Raw genomic sequence first — 13,900 nt, 5'->3', positions numbered from 1 at the left:
AGCGAGTTGTGCCTATCGGCACGAACCAGTTCTCAAGAAGGATGCGATCTCGTCTACAAAATCAGTCTGGGACGTGTAGCTTTGATCCCGTATCGTCACCTTGACCGTATTCCCATCCAGCTTTCCGTAGGCACCGCTCCAGATGTAGCTATGGCCTATGAAGTTCTCGCCAAAATAAACGACGAAACCGTCTCCATTGCCGTAGAGCTTACTTGAATGAATCGGTGGACAACCTGGTCCCTGCATCTCCTGAGCGAGCGACTGGTAAACCTGACGGGCTGAGCCCTTGACTGTGACCGTGCTACTTTCGGGCGAGTTGTCGATGCCCTTCTGAGTGAGGCCGTAGCTGCATCCAGTGACCATAGCGGCAGTAGTGATCAGCAACGCAATACATCTCAGAGATGCGTCAAATGAGAATCCTCTCGCTCTGCGTGGGCTCATCGAGTCAAGCACTTCGCGACCGTCAGGTATTTTATGCCCATTTGAATCAGCGATCATGCGGCGGCCCCTTTACTAAAACCCCTAGTTAACCAAGCGATGCTCCATCCAAAGAGATAGAGCAGCCCACATAAAACGATCCAAGCTCCAGCGAGCTGAGCGACAGTAACCGGACGCTGCTTGCTCACCTTCGCCATGAACTCAGCGTGTTGAGCATTGCTCTCATCGATTTTGGCTAGGCGTTCAGAAACCGGGGTCTGCATCAGAGCATCACGAACAAGGCGGTTCGAACCCTGCACGGGTTCCTCAATGATCTTGATATCAGCTAGCTGCTCCTCAATGCGTTCCTGATGGTCCCGATTCAGCTTTTCATCACTTGGTATGTACGTGCGATACCCATACACCGGTGCAAGGAGTAGCGCCATGCAACCTACGACCCAAAGCCTCCTCCAGCCGTTCATACCTGAACGCCTCGCGCGTTTTCGTTTGATTCACGTGACGGATCAGGTGGTGGGATAAACGGGACCAAGAGTGACCGAAGGGTTAGCACATGCAGCTCCTTGCATTTCGATGATTGGATTCTGCGAGCAGATTAGGTACTGCGCGCTTGAAAGTGCTAATCATAGTATGTCGAATCATGGTATGCAAAAAGCGAAATTTGGTGAATGCCTATATCACCAGATCAATGCCCGCTCGTAGCAATTTTCGCCACCAATGTGCGTCGGAGAAGGCTGGCGCTTGGGCTATCGCAGGAAGAATTAGCGGAGCATGCCGGGGTTCATAGGACCTATATCGGGATGCTGGAAAGGAGTGAGAAAAATGTCACGATTTACAACATCTGGCGGCTTGCCTGTGCCTTGGACGTAAAGGCATCAGACCTGCTAATCGAATAGGCATCTCGTGGTCGGAGGATGCCGGTTCAGTTCCCCTTCAGGCATTTATCTCCAGCGAGCGGGTTGTCCAAGGAGAGCAACGGCGGTATTCTGGCCCCTCAACCATTAACCCGCTCACCAGGGTGTGACACTGACGGTAGCAGCGGAAGGCATGGGGGCAGGCAGATTGGGGGCGGAAACCTAGCGGCTGTGTAAGGTTATGTTCCCCCCGGCTCCACCATACAATTGTTATAAATCAAGCACTTAGCGATCATCGCAAGTGCTTTTTTTATGCCTTATGGGGCCGTTTTGGCTCCGAAATGCCAGCTTAATGACAGCTTTGGCCTGCCGGTCGCTTCACCGTCGACCTTCGGGTGGTTTTATCAGGCGGCGCCCTAGCTTGAGCTAATCTGCGGCGTATGATGTTATTAAAGATCGGTCGGCAGGGTTGTCCGACTGATTCTCACAAATCACTCACCGGATGAGCCGCTGATGCGAGTCGATACCGCATATCAGATGAATAAGACTAGTTTCAATTTCGCAGACCTATTTAAGGCCGCCCCCATCGTGACGCAGACAGAAATGTCCGCGTATGAATCCTTATGGAAGGGCAACGGTGCTTGGTTCGCTAACATCGCTGATCTCTTCAGGCAAAATCCAGAGGCGCTGCCGTCTGAGCTCGTTCCCGAGGCAGAGGTAGAGAGTACTTGGGCTGAATTGGTAGGTTTGGTGGGTGAAGATCGCTTACGGACCATTGGCGTCAGGATCAACGGCGCGGGTGAGTATCCCAAAAAACTCCGAGATGCTGATCACCCTGTCGAGGTCCTCTATTACCAGGGTAACTGGGAACTCGTTGAGACGCCTTCCGTTGCGATTGTTGGCACTCGCACCCCGAGCTCCGAGGGTGCCTTGAACGCGGGTAGGATCGCCCACGCGTTATCTAAGGCTGGGTACACGGTAGTGTCTGGCTTGGCTAAAGGGATCGATACAGCCGCGCATTCTGCCGCAATTGCAGCAGGCGGAAAGACCATCGCCGTGATAGGGACGTCTCTTATTGACTACTATCCGAAGGAAAACCGTCCCCTGCAGGATGAAATTGCAAAACGCTTTCTGGTTATCTCGCAAGTACCATTCTTGCGTTACAAAAATCAGAACTACAAAACCAACCGACTCTTCTTTCCGGCCCGAAATGTGACGATGTCCGCGCTCACGCAGGCCACGGTGATCGTAGAGGCCGGAAATACGTCCGGGACATTGGTGCAAGCTCGAGCTGCATTAGCTCAAGGTAGAAAGCTTTTCATCCTTGAAAGCTGCTTTCGGAAACCTGAGCTGACTTGGCCCGAACGCTTTGAAAAGCTCGGGGCTGTCCGAATCAGAAACGTCTCCCACCTCATGGATGAGTTGAAAAAAGATGCGGCTATCTGCTCTTGACTGCACCCATTTCCGTTTTCTAACGCCGGCCGACAGCTGTGCACACTACGGCGACTACACAGCGGGTGGAGGCTTCAGAGCCAGCGAAACCAACCAACAGATTCTGAATCTCAAGAAAGGTCCCACTGCATCACAAGCGGAGCTTCGATGGAAAACGCGAGCCGTGGCCTACTGGGGAGACGTCATTCTAAATTCTGCTGGGTTGGATTTAGACCGCTGCGCAAGAGACGTAACGTTCGTACCGATTCCCTGTTCGAAACCGCAGGGACATCCGGAATATGACGACCGTATGTTTAGGGTCATGACGCACGTCTCGCAGCGAAGAGCGGGAATTGACGTTCGACCTTTACTCAGGCAGACAGCTGCTCGTGATGCTCAACACCAGGGAAATCGCTCGGATCCTGCCGGCATTGCATCCACATTGAGCGTTGATCAGCGGTGTCTAGCATTACCTCTCAGGCCGATAATCATAGTCGTTGACGATGTGATTACGAGAGGAGCCAGTTTTGCCGCTGCGAAGGGAATCTTGAGCCAGTTGAACGGAGTTCAAGCGGTGCACGGGATGTTCCTTGCGAGAACAATCCGTCCACCTGTGGAATGGGATTTCGAAGACCTGACTGATGCCCTCTGAGTCGAAGCCTCACTAACAGAGTGCCCGGATGCAATACAGATATGCCTAGGGCCTGGCCAATGCAGTGGCCTATAGTTGCGATGCCTATGTCAGTGCCCTCCGCACGCCTTCAGCAATCACCGTGGCGGTATATGGAACGCCGCCGTTCTCGTGCTGGATGATCCCGGTCGTCAGCGCGATCAGCGTGCGGAAGTTGCGCAGGTCGATCGGCTGGTTGGGCTGGACGCCGACACCAGCGGCCACGGCCTTGATGTACGACTCAGTGTCGTTCTCCCCGCCTGGCGCCCACCGGCTTATCACCTCGCGTACGGTGTCGATGCCTGGGCCGCCGACGCCAGGCATCCCGTCCTTGCCTCGGTACGCCAAAAGCAGCTTGGCCAGCGCACGGATGCCGTTCTCGGCGGTGTCGAATCGCGCGAACCGTTTCTCGATCGCCGGATCCGGCGCGAGCTGGCCCTGCCATTGGTTGCGCGGGTTGTAGTCGATATTGCCGGGGTTGTTGTTCCGTACCCCTCGGGTCACTGATGGCATTCACTTTTCTCCAGACGAAAAAAAGCCCGCACTAGGCGGGCATGGTCAACAGCGGCGTTTGTTAAGCAGTGGCCGCATCCGTCTCAACTGGCGTCTCAGGAACAGCCTTCGAGGTGACCGTCACCTTCGCCGAGTAGCTGTTCAGCAGTTGCGCGGTTCGGATGCTGGACTGGGGATAGGCTTGCAGGATCTCCCGCGCTTTGGCGTCGGCCTCGTCGGCGGTGGCGTACTCGACCTGGTTGTTCGGGTCGAACGAATTGCTCGAATTGATCACGATATAAGGCATTTGAATCTCCATCTTTTGGTTAAAAATAGTGCGAGTGGTTTACGGATATTTGTTAAAGCGCGACAGTAGACAAGTTCGCGAGATGCACTCGCTTAAAGATTGTCAACGTCAATCGTCATGAAGGAAGCATAAGCGTTATCTGACGTGCCCCTATTGGAACCAAAGGTATAGATGGTATCCGACTTATACTCAATTCCCCCGGATACGCTTCTTCCCATCAGTGTTCTAAGTATCCCCTGTGACTGCACACCGCCAGGAACTGCAACGGTGACACCCTCAAGAAGGGCACAGAATGAAGCGGAAACCCAGGCCGGATTCTTGCCAGGCGTAGAGACGCTACCACTTGTACCGGCAGTGACGGCTACGGTGTCAAACCTCAGGAGCTTCAGGTATTTGCCGTTTGCCGAAAAGACTACCTGCCCCTGGGCGTTATAAACCTCGAAACCACTGTTGGTCGGGGCCGGGGGATCAGCGGCAAATACCCACCAATCAAAACTGCCTGCCCCACCAAATGTAAAAACGTAGTGAACTACATTTCCAGACGAATCGAGCTTGTTGAAAACATAGGCGAAAGTGGAAGACCTGATTGCGATGATGCTGTTTTTCTTTCCACTACCAATGGCTGCATAATTCCCCGTAAATTCCGAACCGGCTCCTGTGGTTGAGGTTCCTTTACCGGTCATTACATAGTTAGAATAATCGGCATCAATTTGTATATTTCCAGAATCATTAAATACTTGAAATCCGGCTCCCATCAGTAAACCCCATAAAGAATTGTGATAGCTCTATAGGTCGGTGGACCGCTCCCCCAGGACCACGACAACCCGCTGGTACTGACCTGGAAGATCGGCCTGTTGTAAGCCTCGAAGGGCTGGGAGTCTGCCGTGTCCGTGCTATAGGCAAACCCCCTTCCACCTGCGAACTCTGGAATGTTTATAGAACCCGCTGTAGTTCCAGTGTTTATAGAACCGATAAACCTCGGGAGGTTATCGGTTATGTCCATCACAAGGCTGCCATCGGCAGCAAAGACCTGCATCCCTTGCGGCATTACCAAGTCCCCATTCTTACGCGCAAAACGTTGTCAACGACGACGGCAAGTCCTGCAGCGCTTAGTTGAGAGTAAGTATTTGCGCGAGTGTTATGCCTGGTTACAGTTTGGCCAGATACAAGGTCTAACGTCATAACGTCTTCTCCGTTTGATGTTTTTGCCTGAGAGCGCAGATACTGCCCCACTACCGCATTCGTAATCGTCGCCTTCTTGATCACCGCATCAGCTATGAAAGCCTGTCCATTCTCGATGATGAACGGCGATGTGACGTTGCCTGCGACGTCTGTGATTACGGCGAACCGATCCGCTGCGACCACAAACTGTGACTGAAACACGCCGCTCTCATTGCTCAAGCCAACACCGAATCCAGCGACGTACTGAGTGCCGTTTTGAGCGGCCTGCAGCTTCACTGTGTAAGAGCTGGAGATTTTCCCCGCAGAGTCGGCAATCGTTGTCGCTTGCTGCTGTAGCTGGGCGGTGTGGTCGCCCACAGTTGACTGTAGCCCTGTTATCGACGTTCCTTGTGAGGTGAGCGTGTTGCCCTGCTGGGTCACAGTCGATTGAAGACTACTCAGGGCAGTGTTACTGGCTTTAGTGGCTAACCCAGTTGTGGTGCTATTCACGCTGTTTTCGAGCGATGTCACGCGGGACGATGCGCTCGTGATATCCGACCCTTGCTGCGTTACAGTGGAAGAAAGCGCGGAAAGCGCTTGTGCTGAGCCTGCCGCAGACCTGCGGCCAACCGCGATATAGCCGATATCGATAACAGCAGCGGTATCCGCCGAATTTGTCATGTCGAGTCGAATGGCATAAATACCGGTTTTGCCATTCCATGCCGTATTGGCAGACAAATCAAACTCGATGTCTTGCCAATCTTCTGTGGTTATGTCTATGGGCCAGTTAAAACGCCGTGCTTCTGCGAGCCCTCCGTCTTCGTTTGCCCAATACATTGCAGCGCTCGCCCGCGTCGTGTTCTTGCGGCGCAACCTGATACGCAGGAATGGGTTCTCAGATCCATTGATATTGCCGAACGAACTTGTGGCTTGGATTTGCGTGTATTTAGAAACGGTGGCGAACAACGCGCCCGCCGTAATGGTTGCCCCGGTAACGTTAGCTATCCATCCTCGTGTAGAGCCGGTCATTTCCCAGGAATAACCAGCAACAAAAGGCGCGGCGCTGCCGATTGAATTTTTCAGGCTGGTGATGTCCGAGCTCTGCGACGTAAGCGTCCCTTCCACCCCCGTCACGCGGTTTGTCAGCGCGCTGACAGCTGAAGCGCTTGCCTTGGTGGCAAGTCCATCAGTGGTGCTGTTGACACTGTTTTCAAGCGTGGTAGTTCGCGCCGCAACACTGGTCAGCGTGTTGCCTTGCTGGGTGACGGTAGACGATAGTGAATCAACGACGGCTGAAGTTGCGCTCTGCGCAGCGGCTACGGCCTGAACTGACGGGCTGTAGGCCGTCAACGTAGAGCCTTCTTGCAGCTGAACATTGTCCAACTCGATCCACATGTCAGCAGCAGCGCCGGAGCGGTTCAACAGACGCCCGGCGAACACATGGGCCTTTACTGCATCGGTAGGCGCCGTTGCAGTTAGGCTCAGCCGTGTAAAGGTGGTGCCCACAGCCGTTTCGGCAGTCTGAGATGTAGAAAGCACGGTTCCCGCTGCATTCATCCACTGGATATACATAGCGAAACGTGCGGTGGAGCTGGAGAGGCGCGCGTAGATGCTTAATGTATATGTCTGCCCGCCCGTCACCTTCGGCTGATCGCCATCACTGACGTTCCAGTTGAGGTCGATATAGCTTCCGTTAGCGAGTGCTGCACGGGTCAGGCGAACGGCCTTGATGCTGGAACTCAGAGTCGAATCAACGAACGTCAGGGTGGGCAGAGAGTTGGCACTGCTACCTACTCGCCAATACATAGGGCGGCCAGTATCCCCGGTAGCGGTCTGCTCGAATGAGCTATTAGCTAGCAAGTTGTCGCCGCCAGTCTGACCGATGTTGTTACTCAATTGCGTCAGCTGCCCGCTCACGCTCGTGAGGCTGGTTTCTGTCTGCGTGACGCGTGCGGTAAGCGCTGTTGTTGCAGCAGCATTTGCCGCGTCAGCGACAGTCAAAGCCAGCTGATTGTCCCTCCATCCGGTAACGATGTTGCCCAGCTCAACCTGCACACGGTCCCATTCCGTGAAGCCGGTGAGTACTCCGCTGCTGCCCCCAGAGCGCAGGATAAAGTTCAAGCCAACAGTCCCTGCTGGCAGACTCGGATAATCAAGCGTTATACGCTGCCAGTCTGCAGTCAATATAAAAGCCGCACTGTTGCGAGTTGCGATCACGACGCCAGACGAATTGACCGGCTGCATATACATCCTGGCGTACATACCCGCCGTCCCCCGGACATACACAGACAATTGAATGGTCTGGCCTTCTGCTATTGACGGACGACGAGCCCCCGAGGGGGTCAGGTCAGCATACGTCGTAGAAGTGGTCGTGACTTCCAAGTGCTGTGCTTTACCCTTGGGGTCAAGCGTCGAGGCAACAATGCTGGCTGTAGCACTCGCCCCCGAGGGAATACCGAGCGCAAAACCATCGGCAACCACACCACTGGCTATGTCGAAAGACGGGTTATAGACGAGATTTTCGCCGCCAACACTTGATAGGTTCGCATTGATGGTAGTGACCGCTGCGCCGTTAGCAGTGATTGCCGTGCCCTGCTGTGTCACGGTGTTGCTCAGCGCCTGCACCGTCGAAGCTTCGGCCTTGGTCGCTACCTGCGCCAGCGCGCTTGCAGCGGCCGCAGCAGCATCAGTCGCCGCCTTGTCGGTAACTGCCGCCCACGCGCTCCCCGTCCAGCGTTTGGGGGTGTTTGCGTTGTTGGTGGTGTCGATCCACAGGTTCTGCGCCAGTTGGTCAGCCGTCGCCGGCGCCGCCGACTGAACGATGACCTTGCCCTTCCCGCCCGCCAGCGTATTGGCCGCGTTGGCTGCGTTCTGCGCGGCGGTGACATTGGTGTTCGTCGTGGTCAGGCTGTTATTCAGGCCGGTGATCGCCGTGCCCTGACTGCTGAGGGTGTTTTCGGCAGTCGTGACGCGGCTCGACAGGCTACTGACCACGGAAGAATCGGCCTTGCCATCCAGCGAAGTTTGCAGACCGGTGATCTGATTGGCCTGCGCGGTGTTCACGCCCTCGATGCTGGTGATCTTGGTTTCGGCGGCGGTGACGCGCGCGGCCAGGCCATTTGCCGTCTGCACCGCTTGGCCAACGTTCAGCCAGTAGGTGGCGTTCGGTGGTGGCGTGTTGACCGGCACGTCCTGCGTGGCCTGGTAGATGATCCCGTCGGCCCCGAGCACGCCCTGCCCGGCCGTGTAAGTCTCATCCTCCTTGTACGGCATCGAGTCGGCCAGATCGGCGATGTGGTCGATCTGCGCCTGCAGCTCGCTCTGCACTTCGGACACGGTGTTGTTGACGCCGGTGATCTGCTCGCCGAGGTTGGTCTGTACGTCCGCGAGTTCGCCGCGCACCTCGTCCAGACGCTCATTTACCGAGCCTGGGCCTTCGCCGCCGATCTTGCCGATTTCACCCAGCAGTTCCTGACCGAGCTCGCTTTCGGTGATCTTGCCGGTGAGGTAATCGAGGATGTCATCGGCATCGGCACTGGCCTGGCCGACAATGACGGTCCCGTCTGCTGGAAACCATGGGCCGACGTTGCCGGTACGGTCGACCAGCCGCGCCCAGAAGAAAAACTGCTGCCCCGCGCGCAGGCCCATCATGGTGTAGTCGGATTGCGGGTAAGCCAGGTCCGCCAACTTTGTCGCGCTATCCAACTGCGGCGTCTCGCTGTACCAGATCTCCGTGCGCTGGGTGTCTTCCGCACCAGGTGGGAAAGTCCATTTCAGGCCGATGCCGAAGATCAGGCTTTCGGTGGTCAGGGAAGTAACGGCAGGCGGCAGGCCGACTTTGCCGGCGAGGTCGGTCGAGTCGCTGTATGCCCAAATCGACGCTGCGTTGAGCGAGTTCAACGCGGCCACGCGCACCAGGTACGTGCCCGCGTATATGCCGGACACCTCAATGCTCGCCGAATAGGTCCGGCCTGCATAAACCCAATCGTTGCTGTTACGGCGCCACCAGACGTCGTAGGAAACAGCATTGGCCGGGGCATCCCACTCAGCGCGCATGGTGGTCGCAGCGATGCCTTGATCGATAACGGTGAACGACGACAGCCGAATGTTCGTCGGCGGCGCCTGCACGCTGGCGGGAATCACAGTGACCGGCAGCTGGACGATCTGCGCGCCGTTGTCGATCGCAGCGTACTTGCCCGCGACGTGCTTCACGGCCGTGATGTCGTACTTCATCTCGGTGTCGCTGAAGTTCTCGGCGACCGAGAGCACGCGGAAGGTTTGCGCCGCAAGAGTGCTGCTCTCGATCGCGAAGACGGATTGAGCCACGGGGATGCTGTCCCAGGACGAGCCGACGGAAACCACACGGTTTGCATAGCCGGTGACGGTCTTGGTCTGTGCAACGCCAGTAGGCAGGATCACAGTCACCGAATCACCAGCGGCCACTGACGCATCGGCGTCCAGAGTAATGGTGCGTGCGGTCGCTGCCTTGATTCGTCCACCAATGCGCCGGCCAGCGCGGTCGCCATCCGCGACCCGAATGATCTGCCCAGGACGCGCGATGGTGCCGTCCAAGCCTGCAGAGAAGCTGACGGTCTCGTTTTCCAGCAAGTTGGTCAGCAGCGTGTAATGACCCAGGCGCTGCGCCTGGCCTTGCGACGTGCAGCCGAATGCCGACAACTCGGTTTGCTGGACGCCATAGCGCGCCAGTGCCTTCTGATCGCTGACGTACTCGACCTTCTTCTCGTAGAAGTTGGTCGGGTCGTTCCAGCTGACCAGAGCTACAGAGAAACGGGTGCTGCGTGCGCTGCCCACATAGGTGAACACGCCATCGATGACGTTCGCGTTCGTGTAGGTGTAGACCGGGTCGGTGGGCATGTCTGCCGAGGCCACGACCGAACCGGCCGCCCAGTACGCCATCCCACGGAAAATGCTCGCCAGGTCCTGAAGTACTTGCAACGCATCGGCGCGAGTTTGCAGGTACAGGTTGCAGGCGAAGCGTGGCTCGGTGCCGTCCTTTCCGTCGGACACCATCTCATCGCAATACCCGGCGATCTGGTACAGGCCCCACTTGTCGACCTGCGCGGCGGTGATCAGTTGGCCCAGGCCATACCGGTCGTTCAGGATCAGGTCGTAGTAGATCCACGCCGGGTTATCGGTCCACGCCAGCTTGAACGTGCCGTCCCATGTCCCGCCGTAGGTGCGGGTTTCCGGGGTGTAGTTCGAAGGCACGCGGACGATGCGTAGCTTGCAGTCGAACGCCCGCGACGGAATGCTCGAAAACTGGGAGGCGTCTACAGTCAGGCCGACCATCGCGGTGTAGGGATAGCGCAGCTTGGCGTCGATGATCTCGGTGTACGACGCAATGTTGGTGGTGCTCTGGATATTCGAAGTGGTCGAATCCTCGGTCAGCCGCCGAACACGTACACGCCATCCAGTAGACGATGCGGGCAGATCGATGCGATGGGTGCGCTCATAGGTGCTGGTGGTCTTGCCGTTGAACGACGAGTTGATCACCTCGACATAGGCGCCGGAGTCGGTGGCCAAATCGATGGCGTAGTCCACCTTGTAGCCGTTGATGTTGCCATTGCTGTCGGTGTAGGTCAGGTACGGAACCGCCAGGCGCACGCGTACAGCCGACAGCTCGGTGTTGGAGATGGTCTGCACCCAGGGGGTGGCAAACTTCAGCTCGACGCCCACAGCCGTTTCGCTTTCGACCGAGGGGAAGCCGGGAATGTAATCCTGATCGGCTTCGCCAGTACGAGTCCCCACAGTCACGCCGGTGAAGTTCAGGCTGCCGTCGGCATTGGCCAGCGGCGTGTTGTTCAAGAAGATCGACTGGTTGCCGTTGGCCAGGCCAGCGATCGGTCCTTCGCTGATCGCGTCGAGCACTTTTGCATAGGCGATGCTGATCAGGCTGTCCGGGGTTTCGGTTGGCGACTTGGTGCTTTCGCTGCTGCTTTTAGCGCCGCCGATCTCTTGAAACGAACCCATGCACTTTTCTCCGGGCGTAAAAAAACCCGCCGGGGCGGGTTTGATGTGATGTTCTTTTAAAGGCAGGTTCTTAGAGCGGTCAATCTTTTTTCGGACACCCAGCTTCTCCCACCGCCATTGGTGAAGAAATCAACTTTAGTCGTTTCGCCAGATTTATAGACATCCGCTACTTCTCTCAGGGAGTCATTTACAACTGACTGACCTCCGCCCTGCCGTGGCTGGATAACGACAGCATCATGCACTCCTGCAATGGCTTGGTTCTGCCAAGCGAAAAGGATGCACTCGCCTACCCCTTGGCTCGCTTTCGTCGTGGAGAAAGACTCCACCGGCCCTCGATCTTTCATTTCTTGCATGGAGGACGCGCAGGCTGCAAGCAAGACTGACGCGATCAAAACGGCCATTACCTTCATGTTGATCCCTCAAAAAGAAGCGGGAAGCGTATCACTGTGCATCCTCTGCATAAATTCCCGCGCTGATCACCGCGCTCCCCACAATCATACGGCCATAACCCAACGGAACTGGGTTTCCTTGAGATTGCGTGTTAACAGGGCCATTGAAGCCGTAGCTCGGCTTGTTATCCGCTTGATCCTGGGCGCCAAGCCCCTTGGGCGTACCAGCGACCATCTGCGCCACGCCCCCCAAAGCGAGCGAGATACCAATTGAGCCGGCAAGCGCACCTGAGGCCGTGCCAAAGAGGGCTGTTGACCCCGCGCCAGCAGCTACCCCACCAGAGAGGAAACTTGCTGCCGCGATGATCGCCACGCCTACAACTGTCTGCAGCATCCCAGCCCGCTTACTTCCCTGGATCACCGGCGCAATCCGGATTTCGGCGCGCCCAGGCGGATCGTTCAGCTCTTCCTTGCCGATGTTGCGCTTGCCGTGGAAGACAGCGAAGGCCATGCCCTTGTCCTTCGAGTTGATCATGAACTGCTCGAAGCCGGGGAACAGAACGCCCAACGCGCGGCAGGCTTCGGCGGCGCTGTTCACGGCCAGGGTGTGGACGCGGCCAAAGCGTGCGCCAAGCGTGCCGTACAGCTTGATGGTGCGCAGGCGTTCGTTGGGGGCGTAGTTAATCGCGCTCATTGCATCATGTCCTTGTGTCGGAGAATCAAACGGGTTGCTTCAGCCCAGAACGCGCCGTAGACATCGCGCCGACCGTCTCGACCGTACAGGTGGTGCAGGATCGAACCGGGCGCCGGGTAGTGCTCTGGCTCGGTCTTCAAGATGCCGTCGGCCAGGTAGATCCCGGCGTGATTGGGCACCGGCGACCGCACCTGCATGATGATCACGTCACCCTGCTGCAGGTCGTTCACCGGTGAGAACCCCGCGTCGGCGTAGTTCTCCATGTACAGATTGCCGCCGTTGCTCCACCAGTCATCCTCGCGGCCGTACTGCTTGAGCGTGATACCCAGCTCGCGCTGGTAGTAGTCGACGATCATCTGGTAGCAGTCGAGCGTGCCGTGATGGAACGGTCGGCCAATCAACGGGGCCTGGTAGCCCGTGGGAGCGAAGCTGACCAACTCACCGGCGGCAATCGTCCCGTCATCGCCCTTGCGCACCTCGATGATGTGCCACGGTAGGCCGCTGGCTTCGCATGCGACCCGGTCTGCCTCGCTGGGTTGCGGCGAATAGTCAGGGTGACTGTGCACGACCGCCAGCACCTCCCCGCGGTCCTCGGCTGCGGCGTAGTCTGTGGGAGCGAGCCGAAAATGCTCACTCGTCGATGCGGCGACGTTCTCGCAAGGCACGTACAACTGCGCTCGCCCCGCGCGAATAATCAGCCCGCACGCCTCGGCCGGGTAGCACTCGATCGCTTGCCGCTGGATCTGCTCGAGCGTTGCCTTGGTGATCTTCATCCCACCCTCCCCGCCGACGGGAACGAGCCGAAACGCAGTTGCCCGTTCTCACCGTATCGGAATTTGCAGCCTTTCACTGTGCCGCTGCACATGTCGTTCGCTGCATCCGTGGTGATGATGTCGTCGGACGTCGCCACCGGCCCACCGGTGTAGCCGCAGTACGAGCCACGGTAGCCGCCGATCGACAGCCACTGGCAGCAGTTCGCGACGATCTGCCGTGCTGGCAACTGCTTGTTGTTGAGGTTGATCGGCGATGCCAGGGAGAACTCGACCTTCGCCTTGTCCTCGCCGAGCTTCTGTTCGATGTACCAGATGTCAGGCGAAAACTCTTCGTCAGGGTCCGCCTCACCGTTACCGTCCGGGAAGTTCACTGCGTCCAGATAGCGGCCCAACGTGCGGCGGCGAGTAAGCTTGGCGCCGATCAAATCCTCGAAGCCCAGGCAGAGCGCGCTGATGAAGCCCGAGACGTTGCCCACCAGCAGTGATGGGTTGGGCTGCTGTGCATCCGCAGTGATCTCGAACCCGGTCGCCTGAATGGGCCAGGGGGAGTATTCCAGCCCCTGCCACCAGATCGATCCGAGCTGGTTGTAGCCGTGGAACCGGTAGAGTTCGGCGCCGACCGAAGTAGCGTCAAGCTCGAAAAGCTCCACGCGCGCGCCCGGCTCCAGCGTCTGGATATCGGAATTGATGCCCATGGGTCACC

12 protein-coding genes are annotated in these 13,900 nt (G+C 57.3%); 2 read left to right on the top strand and 10 right to left on the bottom strand.

Translation table 11 applies throughout. The features are described 5' to 3' along the window. Positions 1-12: 12 nt before the first annotated feature. A complete protein-coding gene (locus CE491_RS27125; protein ID WP_110951391.1) occupies positions 13-498 on the bottom strand; it encodes a hypothetical protein in 486 nt (161 codons plus the stop codon). After that, positions 495-863, bottom strand: a complete 369-nt coding sequence (locus CE491_RS27120; RefSeq protein WP_234407690.1) for a hypothetical protein — start codon at positions 861-863, stop codon at positions 495-497. Before CE491_RS27120 ends, CE491_RS27125 begins: the two co-directional genes overlap by 4 nt. A 240-nt stretch (positions 864-1,103) precedes the next feature. On the opposite strand from CE491_RS27120, the gene CE491_RS27115 reads away from it, so the two are divergent. Both CE491_RS27115 and CE491_RS27110 read left to right on the top strand, forming a co-directional pair. Continuing rightward, positions 1,104-1,331: a helix-turn-helix domain-containing protein gene (locus tag CE491_RS27115; protein WP_110951389.1), complete on the top strand. Its 228-nt coding sequence runs from the start codon at positions 1,104-1,106 to the stop codon at positions 1,329-1,331. Between the two features lie 471 nt (positions 1,332-1,802). After that, a complete protein-coding gene (locus tag CE491_RS27110; RefSeq protein ID WP_199885267.1) occupies positions 1,803-2,741 on the top strand; it encodes a DNA-processing protein DprA in 939 nt (312 codons plus the stop codon). A gap of 715 nt (positions 2,742-3,456) precedes the next feature. On the opposite strand, the gene CE491_RS27100 is transcribed toward CE491_RS27110, so the two are convergent. The 8 genes from CE491_RS27100 to CE491_RS27060 form a co-directional block, all read right to left on the bottom strand. Then, the gene (locus CE491_RS27100; protein ID WP_110951387.1) at positions 3,457-3,903 is read right to left on the bottom strand and encodes a structural protein P5; all 447 of its coding nucleotides are present in this window, start codon (positions 3,901-3,903) and stop codon (positions 3,457-3,459) included. 61 nt (positions 3,904-3,964) lie between these two features. Continuing rightward, complete coding sequence (locus CE491_RS27095) at positions 3,965-4,189, bottom strand: hypothetical protein (RefSeq protein ID WP_110951386.1); 225 nt, start codon at positions 4,187-4,189, stop codon at positions 3,965-3,967. Positions 4,190-4,281: 92 nt separating this feature from the next. Then, positions 4,282-4,944 carry a hypothetical protein gene (locus tag CE491_RS27090; RefSeq protein ID WP_110951385.1) on the bottom strand — a complete coding sequence of 221 codons (663 nt, stop codon included), beginning with the start codon at positions 4,942-4,944 and terminating at the stop codon, positions 4,282-4,284. Between the two features lie 292 nt (positions 4,945-5,236). Next, entirely contained in the window at positions 5,237-11,341 is a 6,105-nt protein-coding gene (locus tag CE491_RS27080) for a phage tail protein (RefSeq protein WP_110951383.1), read from the bottom strand. A gap of 56 nt (positions 11,342-11,397) precedes the next feature. Continuing rightward, positions 11,398-11,751: a hypothetical protein gene (locus tag CE491_RS27075; RefSeq protein WP_110951382.1), complete on the bottom strand. Its 354-nt coding sequence runs from the start codon at positions 11,749-11,751 to the stop codon at positions 11,398-11,400. A 31-nt stretch (positions 11,752-11,782) separates the two neighbouring features. Next, positions 11,783-12,424 (bottom strand): tail assembly protein, encoded by a 642-nt coding sequence (locus CE491_RS27070; RefSeq protein WP_110951381.1) that lies wholly within the window; start codon positions 12,422-12,424, stop codon positions 11,783-11,785. Further along, complete coding sequence (locus CE491_RS27065; RefSeq protein ID WP_110951380.1) at positions 12,421-13,197, bottom strand: C40 family peptidase; 777 nt, start codon at positions 13,195-13,197, stop codon at positions 12,421-12,423. Before CE491_RS27065 ends, CE491_RS27070 begins: the two co-directional genes overlap by 4 nt. Then, complete coding sequence (locus tag CE491_RS27060; protein WP_110951379.1) at positions 13,194-13,892, bottom strand: phage minor tail protein L; 699 nt, start codon at positions 13,890-13,892, stop codon at positions 13,194-13,196. Before CE491_RS27060 ends, CE491_RS27065 begins: the two co-directional genes overlap by 4 nt. Between the last annotated feature and the right edge of the window lie 8 nt (positions 13,893-13,900).

This window comes from Pseudomonas bohemica, assembly GCF_002934685.1.
Classification (GTDB): Bacteria; Pseudomonadota; Gammaproteobacteria; order Pseudomonadales; family Pseudomonadaceae; genus Aquipseudomonas; species Aquipseudomonas bohemica.
The sequence above is the reverse complement of the archived record's forward strand: the minus strand, read 5'-3'. Positions and strand labels throughout refer to the sequence as shown.